The 19,983-nt window shown below is 70.4% G+C and carries 19 protein-coding genes and 1 pseudogene; 7 read left to right on the top strand and 13 right to left on the bottom strand.

Annotation, left to right across the window (positions count from 1 at the left end; translation table 11 throughout):
• Positions 1-173 precede the first annotated feature (173 nt).
• Positions 174-2,984, top strand: a complete 2,811-nt coding sequence (locus GFH49_RS09890; protein ID WP_155055448.1) for a penicillin acylase family protein — start codon at positions 174-176, stop codon at positions 2,982-2,984.
• A 139-nt stretch (positions 2,985-3,123) separates the two neighbouring features.
• Here the strand turns inward: GFH49_RS09890 and GFH49_RS09885 are convergent, their stop codons facing one another.
• Complete coding sequence (locus GFH49_RS09885; RefSeq protein ID WP_155055447.1) at positions 3,124-4,380, bottom strand: exo-beta-N-acetylmuramidase NamZ family protein; 1,257 nt, start codon at positions 4,378-4,380, stop codon at positions 3,124-3,126.
• 185 nt (positions 4,381-4,565) lie between these two features.
• On the opposite strand from GFH49_RS09885, the gene GFH49_RS09880 reads away from it, so the two are divergent.
• Both GFH49_RS09880 and GFH49_RS09875 read left to right on the top strand, forming a co-directional pair.
• Complete coding sequence (locus tag GFH49_RS09880) at positions 4,566-5,417, top strand: SDR family oxidoreductase (RefSeq protein ID WP_155055446.1); 852 nt, start codon at positions 4,566-4,568, stop codon at positions 5,415-5,417.
• A 44-nt stretch (positions 5,418-5,461) separates the two neighbouring features.
• Positions 5,462-6,055: a TetR/AcrR family transcriptional regulator gene (locus tag GFH49_RS09875; protein ID WP_155055445.1), complete on the top strand. Its 594-nt coding sequence runs from the start codon at positions 5,462-5,464 to the stop codon at positions 6,053-6,055.
• A gap of 102 nt (positions 6,056-6,157) precedes the next feature.
• Here GFH49_RS09875 and GFH49_RS09870 read toward each other — a convergent pair whose 3' ends face one another.
• The 7 genes from GFH49_RS09870 to GFH49_RS09840 form a co-directional block, all read right to left on the bottom strand.
• On the bottom strand, positions 6,158-7,375 hold the full coding sequence (locus tag GFH49_RS09870; RefSeq protein ID WP_155055444.1) for an acyl-CoA dehydrogenase family protein: 1,218 nt from the start codon (positions 7,373-7,375) through the stop codon (positions 6,158-6,160).
• A gap of 6 nt (positions 7,376-7,381) precedes the next feature.
• On the bottom strand, positions 7,382-8,443 hold the full coding sequence (locus GFH49_RS09865; protein ID WP_155055443.1) for a phosphotransferase family protein: 1,062 nt from the start codon (positions 8,441-8,443) through the stop codon (positions 7,382-7,384).
• Positions 8,444-8,733: 290 nt separating this feature from the next.
• Positions 8,734-9,030 carry a hypothetical protein gene (locus GFH49_RS09860; protein ID WP_155055442.1) on the bottom strand — a complete coding sequence of 99 codons (297 nt, stop codon included), beginning with the start codon at positions 9,028-9,030 and terminating at the stop codon, positions 8,734-8,736.
• Positions 9,031-9,735: 705 nt separating this feature from the next.
• Entirely contained in the window at positions 9,736-10,065 is a 330-nt protein-coding gene (locus tag GFH49_RS09855; protein WP_155055441.1) for a DUF202 domain-containing protein, read from the bottom strand.
• A complete protein-coding gene (locus GFH49_RS09850) occupies positions 10,062-10,454 on the bottom strand; it encodes a YidH family protein (RefSeq protein WP_155055440.1) in 393 nt (130 codons plus the stop codon). The genes GFH49_RS09855 and GFH49_RS09850 overlap by 4 nt, the downstream gene beginning before the upstream one ends.
• 2 nt (positions 10,455-10,456) lie before the next feature.
• Positions 10,457-10,990, bottom strand: a complete 534-nt coding sequence (locus GFH49_RS09845) for an NUDIX hydrolase (RefSeq protein WP_155055439.1) — start codon at positions 10,988-10,990, stop codon at positions 10,457-10,459.
• 33 nt (positions 10,991-11,023) lie between these two features.
• A complete protein-coding gene (locus GFH49_RS09840) occupies positions 11,024-11,917 on the bottom strand; it encodes a DMT family transporter (protein ID WP_155055438.1) in 894 nt (297 codons plus the stop codon).
• Positions 11,918-12,392: 475 nt separating this feature from the next.
• On the opposite strand from GFH49_RS09840, the gene GFH49_RS09835 reads away from it, so the two are divergent.
• The 3 genes from GFH49_RS09835 to GFH49_RS09825 all read left to right on the top strand — a co-directional run bounded on the left by GFH49_RS09835 (position 12,393) and on the right by GFH49_RS09825 (position 14,934).
• The gene (locus tag GFH49_RS09835) at positions 12,393-13,343 is read left to right on the top strand and encodes a hypothetical protein (protein WP_155055437.1); all 951 of its coding nucleotides are present in this window, start codon (positions 12,393-12,395) and stop codon (positions 13,341-13,343) included.
• 237 nt (positions 13,344-13,580) lie between these two features.
• Positions 13,581-14,330 (top strand): molybdopterin-dependent oxidoreductase, encoded by a 750-nt coding sequence (locus GFH49_RS09830; protein WP_155055436.1) that lies wholly within the window; start codon positions 13,581-13,583, stop codon positions 14,328-14,330.
• Positions 14,317-14,934, top strand: a complete 618-nt coding sequence (locus GFH49_RS09825) for a cytochrome b/b6 domain-containing protein (RefSeq protein ID WP_155055435.1) — start codon at positions 14,317-14,319, stop codon at positions 14,932-14,934. Before GFH49_RS09830 ends, GFH49_RS09825 begins: the two co-directional genes overlap by 14 nt.
• Positions 14,935-14,943: 9 nt before the next feature.
• Here the strand turns inward: GFH49_RS09825 and GFH49_RS09820 are convergent, their stop codons facing one another.
• The 4 genes and pseudogenes from GFH49_RS09820 to GFH49_RS09805 all read right to left on the bottom strand — a co-directional run bounded on the left by GFH49_RS09820 (position 14,944) and on the right by GFH49_RS09805 (position 18,648).
• Positions 14,944-16,068, bottom strand: coding sequence for a hypothetical protein (locus GFH49_RS09820; RefSeq protein WP_196217922.1), 1,125 nt, complete (start codon positions 16,066-16,068; stop codon positions 14,944-14,946).
• Between the two features lie 233 nt (positions 16,069-16,301).
• Positions 16,302-16,606 (bottom strand): annotated as a pseudogene (locus GFH49_RS09815) (SDR family NAD(P)-dependent oxidoreductase); the annotation flags it as partial.
• A 13-nt stretch (positions 16,607-16,619) separates the two neighbouring features.
• Complete coding sequence (locus GFH49_RS09810) at positions 16,620-18,017, bottom strand: GntP family permease (RefSeq protein WP_155055433.1); 1,398 nt, start codon at positions 18,015-18,017, stop codon at positions 16,620-16,622.
• Between the two features lie 112 nt (positions 18,018-18,129).
• The gene (locus tag GFH49_RS09805; protein ID WP_155055432.1) at positions 18,130-18,648 is read right to left on the bottom strand and encodes a gluconokinase; all 519 of its coding nucleotides are present in this window, start codon (positions 18,646-18,648) and stop codon (positions 18,130-18,132) included.
• Between the two features lie 146 nt (positions 18,649-18,794).
• On the opposite strand from GFH49_RS09805, the gene GFH49_RS09800 reads away from it, so the two are divergent.
• Positions 18,795-19,496 (top strand): FadR/GntR family transcriptional regulator, encoded by a 702-nt coding sequence (locus GFH49_RS09800; protein WP_155055431.1) that lies wholly within the window; start codon positions 18,795-18,797, stop codon positions 19,494-19,496.
• Between the two features lie 14 nt (positions 19,497-19,510).
• Here GFH49_RS09800 and GFH49_RS09795 read toward each other — a convergent pair whose 3' ends face one another.
• Positions 19,511-19,945 (bottom strand): YchJ family protein, encoded by a 435-nt coding sequence (locus GFH49_RS09795; protein ID WP_196217913.1) that lies wholly within the window; start codon positions 19,943-19,945, stop codon positions 19,511-19,513.
• Positions 19,946-19,983: the final 38 nt, after the last annotated feature.

The raw sequence follows: 19,983 nt of genomic DNA, 5'->3' as shown, positions 1-19,983 counted from the left end.
CCTGTACTTCGGTTACTTCGGCGTCGTCGTTCGGACGTTGCCGAATAGACGTATCGACACGCGATTCGGCTCCATCCTTTTTCTGATGACCTCCAGAACTTGACGCATGTTCACCTTCAAACTCGGGGATACCGGCGGTAACGTCTGGCCCACCCCCGTCGGGAGGAGCTGCCATGCCACGGCGCACCCCACGCAACGCCCTCGACATACTGAGAACTCCCCGCAGATTCCCCGGGTTCCTGAAGTCGGCATCCGTATGCGTCCTGATTGCCGGGCTTTTGACCCCGCTTTCCCAAGCGGCGGCGGCCGAGACGGCGGAGGCCGACGCGGCCGCGGTCGACGCGGCGGCGGTCACCGATCACTGCGGCGGCCAGTGCTCCGACATCCTCCCGCCGGGCCAGAACGGCAACGCCACCGTCGCCGAGATCATCCTGAACCAGGGCTTCGGCGCCCAGCCCGCCCATGCCGAGGACCAGCTCGGCCCCTACGCGAACCTGGCCACCGGTTATTCCAGCCTCACCAACGCCACGATCAACTCGTTCTTCAACGACGCGTCGTTCGGGGTCCCCGCCGATCAAGTCGCCTCCACCGTCAACCCCGCCGGCCGCAGCGACGTGACGATCGTCCGCGACAGGAAAACGGGCGTGCCGCACATCACAGGTACCACTCGGTACGGCACGGAGTTCGGCGCCGGCTATGCGGCCGCCCAGGACCGGCTGTGGCTGATGGACGTCTTCCGCCATGTCGGACGCGGCCAGTTGACCCCCTTCGCGGGTGGCGCCGCCACCAACCAGGGCCTGGAGCAGCAGTTCTGGCGCACCGCCCCTTATACCGAGGCCGACCTCCAGGCGCAGATAGACAGCGCCGTCGCCAGCAACGGCGAGCGCGGCCGGCAGGCCCTCGCCGACTCCAACGCCTACCTCGACGGCATCAACGCCTACATCGACGCCTCCGACAGCGGCCGCTACTTCCCCGGCGAGTACGTCTTCACCGGCCACAAGGACTCCGTCACCAACGCCGGCACGATCGAGCACTTCAAGGCCACGGACCTGGTCGCGCTGGCTTCCGTCGTCGGCTCCCTGTTCGGCTCCGGCGGGGGAGGCGACGTCAACAACGCGATCTCCCTGCTCGCCGCCCAGGAGAAGTACGGCGTCGAAGAGGGCACCGAGGTCTGGGAGTCCTTCCGCGAGCGCAACGACCCCGAGGCGGTCGTCACCGTCCAGGACGCCAGCTTCCCGTACGCCTCCAAGCCCGACGACCCGCAGGGCGCCGCCCTGCCCGACGCCGGTTCGGTGACCGAGGAACAGCTGGTGTACGACCGTACGGGCAGCGCGGCGACCGAGGGCGCCGCCGACACCTCCAGCACGGCGACCGCCACCGCGCTCTCGTCCGCCAGGCGCGGCATGTCCAACGCCCTGGTGGTCAGCGGCGAGCACACCCAAAGCGGCCACCCGGTCGCCGTCTTCGGGCCGCAGACCGGCTACTTCGCTCCCCAGCTGCTGATGCTCCAGGAGATCCAGGGCCCCGGCATCAGCGCCCGCGGCGCCTCCTTCGCCGGCCTGAGCATGTACGTCGAACTCGGCCGCGGCCAGGACTACTCGTGGAGCGCCACGACCTCCGGCCAGGACATCATCGACACCTACGCCGTCGAACTGTGCCAGGACGACCACCACTACCTCTACCGCGGCACCTGCACGCCGATGGAGAAGGTCGAGCAGAAGAACGCCTGGAAGCCCACGACAGCCGACAGCACCCCCGAGGGCTCGTACACGATGCGGGTCTGGCGCACGAAGTACGGCCCCGTCACCCATCGTGCGACCGTCGACGGAAAGAAGGTCGCCTACACCAGCCTGCGCTCGTCCTTCATGCACGAGGCCGACTCGATCATCGGCTTCCAGATGCTGAACGATCCGGGCTACGTCGACAGCCCGCAGACCTTCCAGAGCGCGGTGCAGAACATCAACTACACGTTCAACTGGTTCTACGTCGACTCCGAGCACACCGCGTACTACAACAGCGGAGACAACCCGGTACGGGCCACCGGCGTCGACGCGGAGTTCCCGGTGTGGGCGCAGCCGGCGTACGAGTGGCGGAACTGGGACCCGGCGACCAACACGGCCGACTACACGCCCCCGTCCCAGCACCCGAACTCCATCGACCAGGACTACTACGTCTCCTGGAACAACAAGCAGGCCGAGGACTACACGACCGCGTCCTGGGGCGACGGGTCCGTGCACCGCGGCAATCTGCTGGAGGACCGGGTGAAGAAACTGGTCGACGAGGGCGGCGTCACCCGGGCTTCGCTGACCAAGGCGATGGCCGACGCCGGGCTCGCCGACCTGCGGGCGGAGAACGTGCTCCCGGATCTGCTCAAGGTCCTCAACAGCTCGCCGGTGACCGACGCCACGGCCAAGTCGGCGGTCGACAGGCTGTCCGCGTGGGTGTCGGCGGGCGCCAAGCGCACGGAGACGTCGGCGGGTTCGAAGACATACGCCCATGCCGAAGCGATCCGCATCCTGGACGCGTGGTGGCCGCTGCTGGTGCAGGCCGAGTTCGAACCAGGCCTCGGCAGCGAACTGTACGCCGCCTTCACCGCCAACCTGCCGGTCGACCAGCCCCCGTCCGCCTCCCAGGGCCCGACCGGAGCCCATGCCGGAAGCGCCTTCCAGTACGGCTGGTGGAGCTATGTCGACAAGGACATCCGGGCGGTGCTGGGTGAGTCGGTGCAGGGACCGCTCGCGCAGGACTACTGCGGCGGCGGCAGCCTCAGCGCCTGCCGGGACACCCTGATCAGCACGCTGAAGCAGGCGGCCGGCAAGACCGCGGCCCAGGTCTACCCGGGCGACGACCTGTGCGCGGCCGGCGACCAGTGGTGCGCCGACTCGATCAACCAGCAGGAGCTGGGCGGCATCAGGCACTACAACATCAGCTGGCAGAACCGGCCGACGTACCAGCAGGTCGTGGAGTTCACCTCACATCGGTGAGTGTCCGCATCGGTGAGTGCAACCGGCGGCGGGCCGGGCGATACGGCCCGCCGCCGGCACCATCCGCGCCGGCTCCCGGTGCGCGGTGTCGCTGTGCGCGCCGGCCGGTGGGTTGCCGCGCCTGACCAGACGGCCGGAGTCAGCTGTAGAGGAGGTACTCCCTCCGCACCTTCCGGAACGCCGCCAGCTCCTCCTGCCAGCCCGCCACCACCTCGTCCGTGCCGGCTCCCGCGTCGATCGCCGTGCGCACCCGTGTGGAACCGGTGAGCCTGTCGATCCAGTTGTCCGGCCGCCAGGCGAAGCCGCTCCACACCTTCTTGGCGGTCACCAGCAGCGCGATGCCTGTGCGTACGGGGTCGTACGCGGCCCGGTCGTGCACCTGGACCTGGACACCCCCGATCGTCTTCCCCTGGAACTTGGAGAAGACAGGAGCGAAGTACGCCTCCCTGAAGTGGACTCCGGGCAGGCCGAGTTGATTCACCTCGGCGGCCCAGCGCCCGTCGACGCCCTCCGCGCCGAGCAGTTCGAAGGGCCGGGTGGTGCCGCGTCCCTCGGAGAGGTTGGTGCCCTCGAAGAGGCACGTCCCGGAGTACACGAGCGCGGTCTCGGGGGTGGGCATGTTCGGGCTCGGGGGCACCCACGGCAGCCCGGACGCGTCGTGGAACTCCGACCGCTTCCACCCCGTCATCCCTACGGTGTCCAGCTCGACCGGTGTGGTCAGGAACTCCCCGTTGAACAGCCGCGCCAGCTCGGCGACGGTCATGCCGTGCGCCTGCGAGATCGGTTGCCGGCCGACGAACGTCGCGAACTCCTTGTGCAGGACCGGGCCTTCGGCGGAGCGGCCGGTCACCGGGTTCGGGCGGTCGAGCACGACCAAGCGTTTCCCGGCGAGCTGGGCCGCCTCCATGCAGTCGTACAGCGTCCAGATGTATGTGTAGAAGCGGGCACCGACGTCCTGGACGTCGAAGACGATGGTGTCGACGCCGGACGCGGTGAAGATGTCGGCCAGCGGCCGGCCGCTCTTGAGGTACGTGTCGTAGACCGGGAGGCCGGTGGCCGGGTCGTCGTAGCGGCCTTCGGAGCCGCCGGCCTGGGCGGTGCCGCGGAATCCGTGTTCCGGGCCGAAGACCGCGGTGAGGTTCACTCGGTTGTCCGTGTGCATCACGTCGACGATGTGGCGGACGTCGCGGGTTACGCCGGTGGGGTTGGTGACCATACCGATCCGCTGGCCGCGGAGTTGTTCGTAACCGGAGGAGGCCAGCTGTTCGAAGCCGGTGCGGAGGGGCTTGCGGCGTTCTGCCGCGGTGGCCGGGGGTGCTGCGGTGGCCGGGGGTGCTGCGGTGAGTGATGCTGCTGCCGTTGTCGCTGCGAGTAGGGCTCGTCTGGATAGGCGCATGGGGGGCACGTTATTGCTCCCGCGGCCTGTGTGGAAGCTGCGGGTTGTCTGCGGGTCGTCTGTGGCCTGCCGCTCCGCGCTCCTGGGGATCCCGTCACCCTTCCTTGATACATACCGACTGGTTAGTCTGGACCGCGGGAGCCGTGGCCGGAGGAAGCCGTAGCCGGAGGAGTCGAAGGAGACCGATGGTGGAAGCCGTTCGGGGTGACGGAGTCGTCGTCACGGGGGCCGGAGCGGGGATCGGGGCCGCCCTGGCGCGGCGGTTCGCCGCCGCGGGGGCACGGGTCGTCGTCAACGATCTGGATGCCGGCAAGGCGGAGGCCGTCGCCGCGGAGATCGGGGGGATCGCCGTGCCGGGTGACGCCTCGGCCATGGTGGCCGACGCCCGCGACGCGCTCGGTGGCACCGTCGACGTCTACTGCGCCAATGCCGGGGTTCCCGCGGGTGGGTCCGAGGCGGCGGGCGAGCAGGTCTGGGCGTCGGCCTGGGACGTGAATGTGATGGCGCATGTGCGGGCCGCTCAGGAACTGCTTCCGGGGTGGCTGGAGCGTGGGCGGGGGCGGTTCGTGTCCACCGTGTCCGCCGCCGGCCTGCTCACCATGATCGGGGCCGCGCCGTACAGCGTGACCAAGCACGGTGCGTACGCCTTCGCCGAGTGGCTGTCGCTGACGTATCGCCACCGTGGGATCAAGGTGCATGCGATCTGCCCGCAGGGTGTGCGGACCGACATGCTGGCCGGTACCGGCAGTGCGGGCGATCTGGTGCTCGCGCCGACCGCCATCGAGCCGGAGGATGTCGCGGACGCTCTGTTCGAGGGGATCGAGGAGGACCGGTTCCTGATCCTGCCGCACCCCGAGGTCGCCGGGTACTACCAGGCCCGGGCCGCCGCCCCCGACCGCTGGCTGATGAACATGAACCACATCCAGCAGAAGTGGGAGCAGGCCGCGGCAGGGGGAGATCCTGCCCGCGTCGCCCAAGACGGCGAGTGGGAAGATCCTCCTCGGGAGCTTCGTTCCCGGCCGCAAGACAGTCAGTGAAGAACAAGAGAACAGCAGACAGCTCGGAAAGGCAGGTGGCAGCAGTGCCCAGGACGACGGACGGAGACGGTACGCCCGTCCCGCAACGGCTGCTCGCCGCCGCCACCCGGCTCTTCGCGAAGCAGGGCTACGACCGCACCTCCGTGCAGGAGATCGTCGAGTCGGCGGGCGTCACCAAGGGGGCGCTCTACCACTACTTCGGTTCCAAGGACGACCTCCTGCACGAGGTGTACGCGCGCGTGCTGCGCGTCCAGCAGGAGCGGCTCGACGCGTTCGCGGACGCCGACGAGCCGATCGACAAGCGGCTGCGGGACGCGGCGGAGGACGTCGTCGTCACGACGATCGAGAACCTCGACGACGCGATGATCTTCTTCCGGTCCATGCACCATCTGAGCCCGGAGAAGAACAAGCAGGTGCGCGCCGAGCGCCGGCGCTACCACGAACGCTTCCGCGCTCTGATCGAGGAGGGCCAGGACGCGGGTGTCTTCTCCAGGGCCACCCCCGCCGACCTGGTGGTGGACTACCACTTCGGGTCCGTGCACCATCTGTCGACCTGGTACCGGCCCGAGGGCCCGATGAGCCCCCAGCAGGTCGCCGAGCACCTGGCGGACCTGCTGCTGCGGTCGCTGCGGCCCTGACGGTCGTGCTCCCCGGACGTCACGCGGCGGCGTGGGGCAGTGGGGCGTGGGGCTCACCGCACGGTGCGGTGAGCCCCGCAACGGGAGCTGGGGACGGCGTGGCTACCCGGCGTACTTTTTCAGTTCCCGTCGCGCCAGCGAGCGCTGGTGCACCTCGTCCGGGCCGTCGGCGATCATCAACGTCCGGGCGCCCGCGTACAGTTCGGCGAGCGGGAAGTCCTGGCCGACACCGCCCGCGCCGTGCAGCTGGATGGCGCGGTCGATGATGTCGACGACCGCACGAGGCGTGGCGATCTTGATGGCCTGGATCTCGGTGTGGGCGCCCCGGTTGCCGACCGTGTCCATCATCCAGGCCGTCTTCAGCACCAGTAGCCGCAGCTGCTCTACGGTCACGCGGGCGTCCGCGATCCAGTTGTGGACCACACCCTGCTGGGCCAGCGCCTTGCCGAAGGCCGTACGGGACACGGCGCGGCGGCACATCAGCTCGATCGCCCGCTCCGCCATGCCGATCAGCCGCATGCAGTGATGGATCCGGCCGGGGCCCAGGCGGGCCTGCGCGATGGCGAAGCCGCCGCCTTCTTCGCCGATCAGGTTCGACACCGGCACGCGCGCGTGGTCGAAGATCACCTCGGCGTGGCCGCCGTGGTAGTGGTCCTCGTAGCCGAAGACCTGCATGGCGCGCTGCACGGTGACGCCCGGGGTGTCGCGGGGGACGAGGACCATGGACTGCTGCCGCCGGACGTCGAGCCCGTCCGGGGCGGTCTTGCCCATCACGATGAAGATCTTGCAGTCCGGGTTCATCGCCCCGGAGATGTACCACTTGCGGCCGGTGATGACGTAGTCGTCGCCGTCCCGCTCGATGTGCGTGGTGATGTTCGTGGCGTCCGAGGAGGCCACCTCCGGCTCGGTCATCGCGAACGCCGAGCGGATCTCACCGGCCAGCAGCGGCTGAAGCCACTGCTTCTTCTGCTGCTCGTCGGCGAACTGGGTGAGCACCTCCATGTTGCCGGTGTCCGGTGCGGCGCAGTTCAGCGCGGTCGGCGCCAACTGCGGGGAGCGGCCGGTGATCTCGGCGAGCGGGGCGTACTGGAGGTTGGTCAGCCCGGCGCCGTACTCGGCGTCGGGGAGGAAGAGGTTCCACAGGCCCTGCCTGCGTGCCTCGGCCTTGAGCTCCTCGATCACGGCCGGCGTTTCCCACGGGGAGTCCAGCTGAGCGCGCTGCGCCTCCACGACGGACTCGGCCGGATAGACGTACTCGTCCATGAAGGCGAGCAGCTTGGCGCGCAGTTCCTCGGTGCGTGCGTCGAACGCGAAGTCCATGGCGGATCAGCCTTCCTGAAGGGTGGTCAGGCCGTGCTCGACGAAGACGGGGACCAGGTCACCGATGCGGTCGAAGCCTGCGCCGACCGTCTGGCCCAGCGTGTAGCGGTAGTGGATGCCTTCGAGGATCACGGCGAGCTTGAACCACGCGAACGCCGTGTACCAGGAGACCGCGGAGACGTCGCGCCCCGAGAGCCCGGCGTACCGCTCGATCAGTTCGGCCGGATCCGGGTGCCCCGCGGCCTCCGCGGTCGTGGAGACCGGGGAGTCGGGCGTGCCGAGCGGTGTGCCGTACATCACCAGCAGGCCGAGGTCGGTGAGCGGGTCGCCGAGCGTCGACATCTCCCAGTCGAGGATCGCCTTGATCTCGTCGACACCCTTTTCTGGCTCGTTCGCCTCACTCGCGGGGCCGATGAGGACGTTGTCGAGCCGGTAGTCGCCGTGCACGACGGTCGGCGCGGGGGAGTGGGGCAGGTCCCGGCCGAGGGCGGCGTGCAACTCGTCGATCCCCGCCAGCTCGCGGTTGCGGGAGGCGTCCAACTGCTTGCCCCAGCGCCGCAGTTGCCGGTCCAGGAAACCCTCGGGACGGCCGAAGTCCGCCAGGCCCACCGACGCCGGGTCCACCGCGTGCAGTTCGACGAGCGTGTCGACCAGGGACAGCACGGCGGCCCGGGTGCGCTCGGGGCCGAGCGGGGCGAGCTGGTCGGCGGTGCGGTACGGGGTGCCCTCGACGAACTCCATGACGTAGAACGGCGCTCCGAGCACCGCTCCGTTCTCGGGGTTCTCGCACATCAGCACCGGGCGCGGCACCGGCACGTTCGTCGGGTGCAGTGCGCTGATCACCCGGTGCTCGCGCTTCATGTCGTGCGCGGTGGCCAGGACATGGCCGAGCGGAGGGCGCCGTACGACCCAGCGGGAGGTGCCGTCGGAGACCGCGTAGGTGAGGTTCGACCGTCCGCCCTCGATCAGCCGGCCGGTCAGGGGGCCGTGGACCAGGCCGGGCCGCTCGCTGTCGAGCAGACCGCGCAGCCGGTCGAGATCGAGACCTGGCGGGTGGTCGGCGCTCATCGTTGCTCCTTCGCTCACGCGACAACGGGTCCCCGACCATGATGCCGACCGGTCGGTATGCAGTCCAGTACGGGGAGCGAACGTGATCGGAGCCACCTTAGGCGACAGCTCCCCGGCGGTGGACGCCCATGGTGGCGCGGGGAGCTGTCGGGCGATGCTTCTCGGTCGGGCTGGCGGTCGGGGCGATGGCCAGGTCGGCGGTCGGGCCCATGGTCAGGCTGACAGTCAGGCCGATGGCCGGGCCGATGGTCGGGCCGATGGCTGGCCTGACGGTCGTGCCGGCGGTCGCCTCAGTGGTCGTCCCAGTGGCTGTCGTGCGCGGCGTGCCGGTGGCCGTCGTGCAGATAGTCGACGTGGTCGCCGTGCTGCACCCGCAGGTGTCCGCAGTCCTCGCCGTGCTGGTGGTCGTGGCCCTCGTGGGTGGTGTGCCCGGCGGGCTCGCACTCGTCCCAGTGGCCGTTGTGCGCGCGGTGCAGATGTCCGTCGTGCTCGTAGTCGATGTGGTCCTCGTGCGGCACTTCGGTGTGCCCGCAGCCCGGTCCGTGGGTGTGCGGGTGGGTGGTGTGTTCCTGGTGCAGGACGGTCATGCTGGTTCACCTTCGGATGCTCGGCAGTACGTCCGATGACGTCGGACAGGTAGCCACGCTGCCACGCGAACAGTGCATATCCGGTCATTCGGCGTGCGTGGCGCCCGGGCGCCCCGGAGGGGCGGACCCATCAAGGGCATCAGCCACACACGCTACGGCGGGCCCGAGGTGCTCGCATTCGGTGACGCGGTCTCCTACGAGGAGGCGGCCGGGCTGCCCCTGGCCCGGCGACCGCCTTCCAGGTGCTGGTCAAAGCCGTTGAGGTGAAGCGCGAGGAGACGTTCTGGTGCACGCGGCGACCGGCGGCGTCGGCTCGGTCGCCGTCCAGCACGCCCGCCACTTGGGGCCCAGGGCATCGGCACGGCGAGCGAGAGTAACCACGACTACGTGCGCTCGCCCGGTGGCGAGCCCGTGGCAGCGGGCCGCCGTCGGCGGAGTACGGCGAGGGGCTGGCTGGCCCAGAGGGCGCGCGGGGTGGCCGTCCGGGGGGCGTGGACGCGGCACCGGCACCGGCGGCGGTGAGGCGCTCAGGCTCTCGGGGAACGTGCTGGGTGCGTCCCGGCGCCGAGGACCTCACTCGGCGGTCCGGGCTGCCTGGAGCGGACCGCCGACGCGTACCGGCTGAACTGAACCAGTAGGCCGGACCAGGAAGGGAAGGCCGTTGTGACGGCGGGCCAGGAGACGGGGGCGCGTATCGGATCCGGGTCAGGAGATCAGGGCCGCCGCGCACACCGCGAGCGCGATGGTGCACAGGACCGCCGCCGCGGCCTGGCGAGGAGAGAGGGTCGCGGGGTCGTGGGCCGCCGCGAGTGTGCGGATGCGGCTGTGGGCGACCAGCAGGAAGCCCAGCCAGAAGGCCACGCACAGGGCGCAGACGAGGACACCGGCCACCGTCGCGCCGCCCCGCAGCACCGTCCGCATGGCGAGCACGGCGGCGACGGTGCCCGAGAGTGTCGTACGCCGCCAGGCCAGCCGGGTGCGCTCGGGCTGCAGACCGGGGTCCCTGGTCCAGCCCCCGGCCGGTTCGGCGGTCACCCTTCCCAGCCGACGAGGACGACGAACACCATCGCGAGGGCCACGATCGCGACGACGAGGCTCAGCAGCGCCGGGAACCGTGACACCGGCAGATCCTCGCCCCTGCGCATGGCCCGCTCGCAGCGCAGCCAGTGGTTGACCGCGCGCAGCGAGCACAGCACGCCCGCGGCGAGCAGCGCCAGTGCAAGGCCGACGCGCCAGCCCCACCGCAGGTCCGGAAGGAACTGGTCCACCGCGAAACCGCCGCCGATCAGCGCGAGGGCGGTCCGCAGCCAGGCCAGGAACGTGCGCTCGTTCGCCAGAGAGAAGCGGTAGTCGGGGGTGGTGCCCTCGTCGCGGATCTTCTGTGGGGCGAACCACAGACGGACGTTCCGAGCGAGATCGATCACGTTCAGGACGATACCGGTCGCGAATTTCCCATTCTGTATGCCCTCAGGCGTTCATACGCCGCCAGCCCGTCCGGCACCCACTCCCACTCCGCCAGGCGTCGCTCCACCTCGGCCTCCGGCAGGAAGTCGTGCCAGGCCACCTCCTCGGCCTGCGGCTGTACGGGGAGGTCGCAGCGGACCTCGTACACCGCCGACCACCAGCTCTGGCCGACGCCGTTGTCGTAGCGGAACTTGAACAGGAAGTCGGGCTGCGGCAGGCCGGTGACGCCGAGTTCCTCCTCGGCCTCGCGGAGGGCGGCGGTGTCGTAGGGCTCGCCCGCGCCGACGACCCCGCCGACGAACATGTCGTAGAGAGAGGGGAAGACCAGCTTGGTCGGGGTGCGGCGGTGGACGAAGAGGCGGCCGGTGGCGTCGCGGGCCTCGATGAAGACGCAGCGGTGGCTCAGCCCGCGGGCGTAGGCCTCGCCGCGCGGGGCCCGGCCGATGATCTGGTCGTCGTCGTCGACGATGTCGAGGATTTCGTCAGCAGCGCTCATGCCGCCCATCCAACCGCTCAGGCCGCCGGCCGGTCAGCTCGGCTGCAGATCGCGCGCCCGCTCCCGCACCGGCGCTCCGCACGGCATCGCCGGATGCAGGCCCAGCATGACGATCCCGGCGACGATGGCCGCGAGGCCCGCCGCCTCCCAGGCCAGTGCGCCCGGGTCGGTGCGCAACTGGTCGCCGAGGAAGCCCACCCCGCAGGCGATCCCGGCCAGCGGCTGTGCGGCGGTCAGCGCGGGCAGCGACATGCGCAGGGACGCCGTCTCGAACGCGCTCTGCACCAGGATCAGGCCGGTGACGCCGAGCGCCAGCACGGCGTACGGCTGCCAGCCGGTCATCAGCTCGACGAAGCCGCCGTCGGAGAAGCGCTGGCCGCTCACCCGGGTCAGGGCGTCCTGGACGCCGTACAGCAGGCCGGCGGCCACGGCGAGGAGCGCCGGGCCGGAGCTGAGCCGGGAGCGCTTCGCATACGCCGTGAGCAGCAGCGCGGCTCCGACCATGACACCGATGATCAGCCAGTGGCGCAGCGGGTCGGTGAGCGCGGTGCCGCCGGTCGGCTGCCCCGCGACGATGAACGCGGTCACGCCGCCCGCGAGCAGTGCGAGCCCCGCCCAGCCCTGGCGGCCCAGCGGCTGTCTGGTCTGGCGGCGGGACAAGGCCATCGCGAACAGCAGGTTCGTCGCGAGCAGCGGCTCCACCAGGGATATCTCGCCCTGGCCCAGCGCGATCGCGCCGAGCGCCATACCGGCCACCATGAGCCCCAGGCCGCCCAGCCAGCGCGGCACCTTCATCAGGTCCAGGAGCAGGCGGGGGGAGAGAAAGTCGTTGAGGGGCGCCCGCTGGGCCGCGTTCTGCTGGAGGACGAAGCCGAAGCCCAGGCAGCAGGCGGCGCTCAGCGCGAGTATCAGAACCTGAAGCGACACGCTGCGTACCTCGATCGTTCGGCCGGGCTGGGGGGCTGCGTCCGGCCGACTGTAGTGCTCCGGGGCCCGGTGTGCCCCTGGGAGTGTCCGAACCGGGCGGTGGACTCGGTCACGGCACCCCGTGGATCAAGGGCGGTCGCATGACCGTCCCGCCATGGTCCGACGGCCGGGCGAGCAGCGCTATGGCGCACGCCACAGTCAAATGCCAGGGTGTGGTGATCATGCGTCGGTCTCGGTTGATCGGTAAACCACAAGTGTCTTTTCTGTGACGGGAGTTGACGCGTGTAAGGGCCGAGTGGGCCTTGACGGGATGTATTGGCTGAAGGTTTGCTGTAAGTGATCACTCGCTGGCGAGCCGATCACTCGCCGGCGAGCCGATAGTGCTGGCTGGTGACCGGACATCGCCGGATGGCCCACCAGAACCAAGACCGACCGACGAACCGCGCCGCCATGAGCGCGTGAGGAAGATCCCGCGGTGCCCCCACCTCCGCCACCTCCCGTCCGTACCCGAAGACGCGCGCCCCAGACCTTCGACCCTGCCCTCGACGACGCCGAACTCGCCGCCGCCCGCGCCGCGTTGGCCCAAGGGCGCTGGCAGGCGGCCCGCACGCTCCTCGCCCACACCGCCGACGACTTCGACCGCCGCGGCCACCGCGTCACCGTTCTCGCCGACGAGCCGTACAGCACGGCCTGGGCCCGGGACTGGCTGCTCGCCGAACCCGACTCCGCCGACGCCTGCGTCCTGCTGGCCCTCTCACTGGTCAGACGTGCCCTGCGGGGCGAGGAGAAGCCCGTCCAGGCCAGTGCTGCCTGCCACGCCGCCGCAGCGCTCGCGCCCGCCGACCCCACGCCGTGGCTCGGTCTGCTGATGCTGGAGCGCCGCTTCGGCGCCGAGGAGGAGGTGATCCGGTTGTTCGGCGAGATCCGCGGCCGGTACGCGGACCACCATCACGCGCACCATCTGATGGTCGCCCGGCTCGCCGAGCGCCGCGCCGAGGCGGGCCCGGACCCGCTGCACGAGGTCTACGACTTCGCGGCCCACTGTGCCGAGCGGGCCCCCGCCGACTCTCCGCTCGCGATCCTCCCGGTCGTCGCGCACGCCGAGCGCTACCGCGCGCTGGCCGCCGCCGGTCAGGCGCCCGCCGACCCGGCCGCCTCGGGGCACTGGGCCGGGCGCCGGGCCCGGCAGGACATGAAGGCCGCCTTCGACTGGTGGCTGGAGTGGGAGCACGAGGGCCAACCGCGCCGCCTGGTCGATCTGAACTTCCTCGCCCACGCCAAGGTCTGCGAAGGCCGCGGCGCCGAGGCCGCCGCCCTGTTCCACCGCATCGGCGAGCACGCCACCCCCGACCCGTGGTCGTACCCGGACCACGACCCGTACACCGCGTTCCGAGCCGCACGAGCCACCGCACTCGGCACGGCATGACCCCCGTGCCACCCCTGTTTCCCATGCCGTCGCACAGTTGCCGAGCTGCCCGGCTGCACCTGATCGACACGGGGATCGGGGACCGGGAGACGGACACGGGACCGGGAGATGGACACGGGGAACCGGCAGACGGACACGGGGAACCGGCAGACGCGGGCGCCGGGAAATGATTAAGAAACCCTGACAAGCACCCGCGACCCCTGGCCGCGCCGGGCCCGCGGGTGCTCGAATGGACGGGTGAATGCCGAACAGCTGGAACAGCCCCAGCAGTCCGAACAACCCGAGGAACACGGTAATCCGGTCGGCCGTCGGGTCTTCCTGGGCACCCTCGGCCTGGGCGCTCTGGGCATGATCGCCGCGCCCCCTCTGCAACGTGGCCTGGAGGCCTTCCTCGGCAGCGCGGCCGACGTGGACCCCACGGGACTGACCGGCCTGCTTCCGAACGGCGGCGGCTTCCGCTACTACTCGGTGGTGACCTCCGTGTCCCACAAGGATGCCGGGAACTACCGCCTCACCGTCGACGGCCTGGTCGACCGCCCGCAGACGTACACGCTGGCCGACCTGCAGGCCATGCCGCAGAACCGGATGGTCAGGGACGTGCAGTGCGTCACCGGGTGGCGCGTGCCGGAAACACCCTTCGAGGGGGTGCGCCTGTCCCGGTTGCTGGACGCCGCGGGAGTGCGTTCCACGGCCCGGGCGGTGCGCTTCACCTGCTTCGACGGCGCCTACACGGAGAGCCTCACCCTCGACCAGGCCCGCCGCCCGGACGTCCTGGTCGCCCTGCGCATGCAGGACAAGGACCTCGGCCACTCCCACGGCGGCCCGGTCCGCCTCTACGTCGCCCCCATGTACTTCTACAAGTCCGCCAAGTGGCTCTCCGGCATCACCCTCACCGACGAGGTGCAGCCCGGCTACTGGGAGGAACGCGGCTACGACATCGATGGCTGGGTCGGCCGCTCGAACGGACGTGACGATGAGCCTACGTGAGGCACCCCCGGCCGCGCGGGTCCGCCGGTTCAGCCGGGCCGAACGGTGGGTGCACCGGCTGACCGCGTTGCTGATGGGCATCTGCGTGGTCACGGCCGCCTGTCTGTATCTGCCGGAACTCGCCGAACTCGTCGGCCGCCGCCAGCTGGTGGTCCGTATCCACGAATGGTCCGGACTCGCCCTGCCCGTCCCGGTACTGGCCGGTCTCGTCTCCCGCGCCTTCCGCGCCGACCTGCGCTTCCTGAACCGCTTCGGACCGCACGACCGGGTCTGGCTGCGTGCGGCCCTGCGCCGCGACAAGCGGGCGTCGGCCCGTCCGGCGGGCAAGTTCAACGCCGGGCAGAAGATCTACGCCGCCTGGATCGCCGGCGCCACGCTGGTGATGCTGGGCACGGGCCTGATCATGTGGTTCACCCACCTCACCCCGGTGATGTGGCGCACCAGCGCGACCTTCGTCCACGACTGGCTCGCCCTGACCATCGGCATCGTCCTCGCCGGCCATGTCGGCATGGCGCTGGCGGATCCGGAGGCCCGGCACGGCATGCGCACGGGGTCGGTGTCGCGGGAGTGGGCGGACCGGGAACATTCGCTCTGGCGGCCGTGACGCGGTCGCTCACGGTGAAGGGATGGACGACGACGGGGTGCCGGACGACTCGACCGGCGAGGGGCTCGCGGAGTCCGTGGTACCGGGCGCGACGAGGGTGAAGGCGCCCTCCAGCGCCGCCGTCCCGCCGTACGTGACGCTCACGTCGGCGCTCTGCGGATAGGTGACGGTCGGCGGAACCGGGACGACGACCACGAAGGTCAGCTGGTCGCGTGGCTCGGCGCCGTGGTCCTGCTGCGCGGCGGGTTGCGCCGGTACTCCGGCGATGGTCACGGCCCCGGTCGCGCTGAGCAGCTCCCGCTTGTCGAAGTAGATGCCGCCGACCCGGACGGTGATCGTGTCACCCGGCGTGGCCTCGCCGTCCCCGCCGACGTCCACCGCGACGACGCGGAAGTCGCAGACATCGCCGCCATCAGCCTCGGACGGCGTCAACCGCACGGTGGTGGACGGATGCTGCCGGTGGAAGCGCAGCACTTCGCCGAGTACGGCGTAGGCGGCTCGCCCCTTGCAGCCGGTGAGCCTGCCCCGCAGCGCGGCGTAGTCCGCGGCCGCTGTGTCCCAGTCGCCGCCCTGGCCCTGAACGGCCTTGCATGCCTCGGCGAGTGCCCGGACCGCGCGCCAGTCGTCGTCCGGCGGTTCGGCCGGGATCAGCCCGGCGGTGACCCCGCACTTCTCGGGGTGCTCACCGAGCGCGTCGTAGACGCTCTCCGGGTCGGCGGTCCGGTCGCCGTCGGGTGACTTCGGCCCCCGGGGCAGCCAGCCGGGAGCCTCGACGTGCCCGCCACCGCCGGTGGAGTCACCGTTCCCGCCCGAACTGCCCGACCGACCAGCCCTGTTGGCCCCCTCGGAACCGCCGGTCGTCCCACCGGTCATTCCGCCGGTCGCCCCATCGGTGGCGCCGACCTCGCCGTCCCCACCATCGGGCCGCCACATCGGCGTGTCCGCGGCGGGGCCACCGGCACCGCTCGCCCCGCCGTCGCCCGCGCCCCCGCCGGAGATACTCGTCCCCCCACCACCGGGACCGCCCGCGGCACCGTCGCCGTCCCCGACCCCGCCACACGCAGCAGCCGTCGCGATCGCCAGCGCTCCAGCGATCAACAGACCGGATATGCGCGCCCCGAGTGATACCGCCATACCGCCCCCGATGCCCTCGACCCAGGACCGCGGCCCGAACGGGCCTCCGCCCCGGAGATCTCCCCATGATGGGACGCGCACCCCAGCCCGGGAAAGCCACTTCTCCCAGGCTGCGAAAGCTGGGGCAGACCGCCACTCAAGAGACGAAGCCAAGCAGAGCAGGTTGCCCGCGAAGGGGACCTGCCCCGGGGCGGGGTCACCGGGTGCCGGGCCCGTCGGCTGTCTGGATGCTCCTCGCGGCCGACCGGGAACGCGGTGGTCAGGTTGGTGTCCAGGATTCGGCGCCAGTCAGAGTCGGTGAACTCCAGGAGCGGGGCGCGCAGTTGCATCCCCGCGTTGTTGACCAGGATGCCGAGCGGGCCACCCGCTCTTCGACATCCGCCGTTCCGGCGGCGGCCAAGGGCCCGTCGGTGACGTCGGACACCGCGGTGTGCACGTCGCCGGGCAGTGCCGAAGCGGCCTTGGCCAGGCGCTGTTCGTCCCGTCCGTACAGGACGACCGTGCGGCCGGTGATGTCGAAGAGTGGGTGAGCCGTCATCGTCGTACGCCTTCTAAACCAACAAGGACAACAGCAGGACGATGCCGCCCGCGACCACCGAGATGATCGTCTCCATGACGGACCAGGTCTTGATGGTCTGGCCGACACTCAGGCCGAAGTACTCCTTCACCAGCCAGAATCCGGCGTCGTTGACATGGCTGAAGAAGAGCGAGCCGGCGCCGATGGCGAGGACCAGCAGGGCGGTCTCGGTGGTGGACATGCCGACCGCGAGCGGGGCGACCAGACCGGACGCCGAGACGGTCGCCACCGTCGCCGAGCCGGTCGCGAGACGGATGCCCACCGCGATCAGCCAGGCCAGCAGCAGCGCCGGGATCGACCAGTCCTCGGAGATGTCCAGGATCATCTCGCCCACACCGGAATCGATCAGCGTCTGCTTGAAGCCGCCGCCCGCGCCGACGATGAGGAGGATGCCCGCGATGGGTGCGAGGCCCTTCTCGACCAGCCCGGAGACCCGCTCCTTGCCGAACCCGGCGGGCCGCAGCAGAGTGAAGATGCCCAGGAGCACGGAGGCCAGCAGGGCGATCATCGGGGAGCCTATGACGTCGAAGACGCGCTGCGTGGTGTTCTCGGGGTCGTCGATGACGATGTCGACGAGCGCCTTCGACAGCATCAGGACGACCGGCAGCATGATGGTGGTGAGGGTCGCGCCGAAGCCAGGGCGCTTCTTCAGCTCCTCGGAGGCGCGCTGCGGGATCATCTTTTCGGGGGCCGGGACGTCCACCCAGCGGGCCGCGTACCGGGAGAACAGCGGACCGGCGATGATCACCGTCGGGATGGCGACCAGAACACCGAGCGCCAGCGTGACACCCAGGTCGGCCTTGACCGCGTCGATCGCGACCAGCGGACCGGGGTGCGGCGGAACCAGGCCGTGCATCACGGAGAGTCCCGCGAGCGCCGGGATGCCGATGCGCATCAGGGAGTAGTTGCCGCGCTTGGCGACCATCAGCACGACCGGGATCAGCAGCACCACGCCGACCTCGAAGAACAGCGGCAGGCCGATCACGGAGGCGATCAGCACCATCGCCCACGGCATCGAACGGCCGCTCGCCCTGGCGAGGATCGTGTCGACGACCTCGTCCGCGCCGCCGGAGTCGGCGAGCATCTTGCCGAGGATCGCACCCAGCGCGATCAGCACGCCCACGCCCGCGACGGTGCTTCCGAGCCCATTGGTGAAACTGGTGATCGCCTTGTCCAGCGGCGCCCCGGCGAACGCGCCGAGCGCCAGCGACCCGATGGTCAGCGACAGAAAGGCATGAAGCTTGAACTTGGTGATGAGCAGGACGATGACGGCGATGCCCGCCAGGACGGCGATGCCCAGCTGAGCGTGGCCGGCCGAGGTGATGGGCTCGGCGGCGTCCGCTGCCAGCAACTCGGCGTTGAGTCTGGTCACGGGGGTTCCCTTGCAGGTACGGGGATGGGGAAGGTGCGTGGGGGGTTAGGGGCCAGGAGGTCAGGAGGTCAGGGAGGTAGGAGGATCAAGGGGATGAGGGGCCTCAAGGGCCTCAAGGGTTTGGCTCGGGAAGAGCCGTGAGAGCGTTCATGGCCCGCTGGGTGATCTCCTCGGGGCTGCCGGAGACGTCGACCGCGACGCCCACCTCGTCCGGCTCCAGCGGCTGGAGCGTGGCGAACTGGGAGTCGAGGAGCGCCGTCGGCATGAAGTGCCCCTGGCGGTGCGCCATCCGGTCCTCGATGAGGGCGCGGTCGCCGGTGAGGTGCACGAAGACGACGCCGGGGGCCGCGGCCCGCAGCCGGTCGCGGTACGACCGTTTCAGCGCGGAGCTGCTGACCACCCCGCCGAGCCCCGCCCGCCCGTGCGCCCAGGAGCCGATGGCGTCCAGCCAGGGCCACCGGTCCTCGTCGGTGAGCGGGGTGCCGGCCGACATCTTGGCGATGTTGGCCTGCGGGTGGAAGTCGTCGCCCTCGGCGTAGGGAACGCCGAGCCGGGCGGCGAGCAGGGGACCGATGGTGGTCTTGCCGGTGCCCGCGACGCCCATGACCACGACGACCTGGGGGGTACTCATCGCTGCCTCACTGTCTGCTGTCTCCGTCGACGCATGCCCTCGAAAAATCTCACCGAACTGAAACCCATTAAGTACGACAAATTCAAGAGTCTGTGATGAATAAGTCTGACTTTTTGTTCGCGTGATGTTCCCCGTACTCTGAGTGCATGACCACACCGGGCCGAGGGCTGCACGGCCACGTACTGGAAACCCTCGGCCCCGCGATCACCGCGGGCGAGTACCCGCCGGGAAGCGTTCTGCGCACGGACGAACTGGCCCAGCGATTCGACGTGTCACGTTCCGTGATGCGAGAAGCGGTCCGTGTCCTGGAATCCATGCACCTGGTCGAGTCCCGCCGCCGGGTGGGCGTGACGGTCCGCCCCAGGTCCGAGTGGAATGTCTACGACCCGCAGGTGATCCGCTGGCGTCTGGCGGGCGCCGACCGCCCCCAGCAACTGCGCTCCCTCACCGTGCTGCGCTCCGCGATCGAACCGGTCGCCGCGCGCCTCGCCGCCAAGCACGCTACCGCCGACCAGTGCGCCGAACTCACCGAGTGCGCCCTCGGCATGGTCGCCCACTCCAAGGGCCACCAACTGGAGGGCTACCTCCTGCACGACGTCGCGTTCCACCGGGTGATCCTCAACGCCTCCGGGAACGAGATGTTCGCCCGCCTCGGGGATGTCGTCGCCGAGGTCCTCGCGGGCCGTACCCATCACGACGTCATGTTCGAGGACCCCGACCCGGCCGCCGTCACCCTGCACGTGCAGGTCGCCGAGGCGGTCCGGGCGGGCGACGCGGCCCGCGCCGAGCACCTGACGAAGGAAATCACCGAGGGCGCACTCCAGGAGCTGGACATCCTCGCTCCCTAGTGCCTGCCGGGCCGCTAGTCCCGGACTTCGGCCAGGAACTCCCCGTCGACGTACACCCACGCTGCCGCCACCCGTTCGAACCGGCTCCGCTCGTGCAGTGAGCCGCCCCGGTACGAGGCGCGGAAGGTCACCGTCCCGGTGGGGTGGAAGGCCGACCCTTCACTCGTACCCAGGATCTCCAGCCCCGTCCACTTCATCCCGGGGTCGAAGTCGACCCGCGCGGGCCGCGTCCGTGGATGCCAGGTGCTCAGCAGGTACGCCTCGTCCCGCTTCACGAAAGCGCTGTAACGCGAGCGCATCAGCGCCTCGGCGGTCGGTGCCGTCGCGTCCCCCCGATGAAATCGGCCACAGCACTCCTCGTACGTCCCCGCGAGACCGCATGGACAGGAACGTGTGTGCGCGGCGCTGGAAGCGCGTCCTGGCCGGTGAGCCGCGTTGCGTCGGGACATGCCGCCATTCTGCTGCAACATCGTGCCCGAGACGGGAT

The organism is Streptomyces blattellae (assembly GCF_009709555.1).
GTDB classification, from domain to species: domain Bacteria; phylum Actinomycetota; class Actinomycetes; order Streptomycetales; family Streptomycetaceae; genus Streptomyces; species Streptomyces blattellae.
The sequence above is the reverse complement of the archived record's forward strand: the minus strand, read 5'-3'. Positions and strand labels throughout refer to the sequence as shown.

Excerpts from the sequence above, each read along its gene's own strand:
- GFH49_RS09825 (WP_155055435.1), top strand. The coding sequence starts at position 14,317 with ATGAGCCTACGTGAGGCACCCCCGGCCGCGCGGGTCCGCCGGTTCAGC.
- GFH49_RS09890 (WP_155055448.1), top strand. The coding sequence starts at position 174 with ATGCCACGGCGCACCCCACGCAACGCCCTCGACATACTGAGAACTCCC.
- GFH49_RS09845 (WP_155055439.1), bottom strand. The coding sequence starts at position 10,990 with ATGAGCGCTGCTGACGAAATCCTCGACATCGTCGACGACGACGACCAG.
- GFH49_RS09795 (WP_196217913.1), bottom strand. The coding sequence starts at position 19,945 with ATGTCCCGACGCAACGCGGCTCACCGGCCAGGACGCGCTTCCAGCGCC.
- GFH49_RS09885 (WP_155055447.1), bottom strand. The coding sequence starts at position 4,380 with ATGCGCCTATCCAGACGAGCCCTACTCGCAGCGACAACGGCAGCAGCA.
- GFH49_RS09865 (WP_155055443.1), bottom strand. The coding sequence starts at position 8,443 with ATGAGCGCCGACCACCCGCCAGGTCTCGATCTCGACCGGCTGCGCGGT.
- GFH49_RS09805 (WP_155055432.1), bottom strand. The coding sequence starts at position 18,648 with ATGAGTACCCCCCAGGTCGTCGTGGTCATGGGCGTCGCGGGCACCGGC.
- GFH49_RS09820 (WP_196217922.1), bottom strand. The coding sequence starts at position 16,068 with ATGGCGGTATCACTCGGGGCGCGCATATCCGGTCTGTTGATCGCTGGA.
- GFH49_RS09880 (WP_155055446.1), top strand. The coding sequence starts at position 4,566 with ATGGTGGAAGCCGTTCGGGGTGACGGAGTCGTCGTCACGGGGGCCGGA.
- GFH49_RS09860 (WP_155055442.1), bottom strand. The coding sequence starts at position 9,030 with ATGACCGTCCTGCACCAGGAACACACCACCCACCCGCACACCCACGGA.
- GFH49_RS09870 (WP_155055444.1), bottom strand. The coding sequence starts at position 7,375 with ATGGACTTCGCGTTCGACGCACGCACCGAGGAACTGCGCGCCAAGCTG.
- GFH49_RS09800 (WP_155055431.1), top strand. The coding sequence starts at position 18,795 with ATGACCACACCGGGCCGAGGGCTGCACGGCCACGTACTGGAAACCCTC.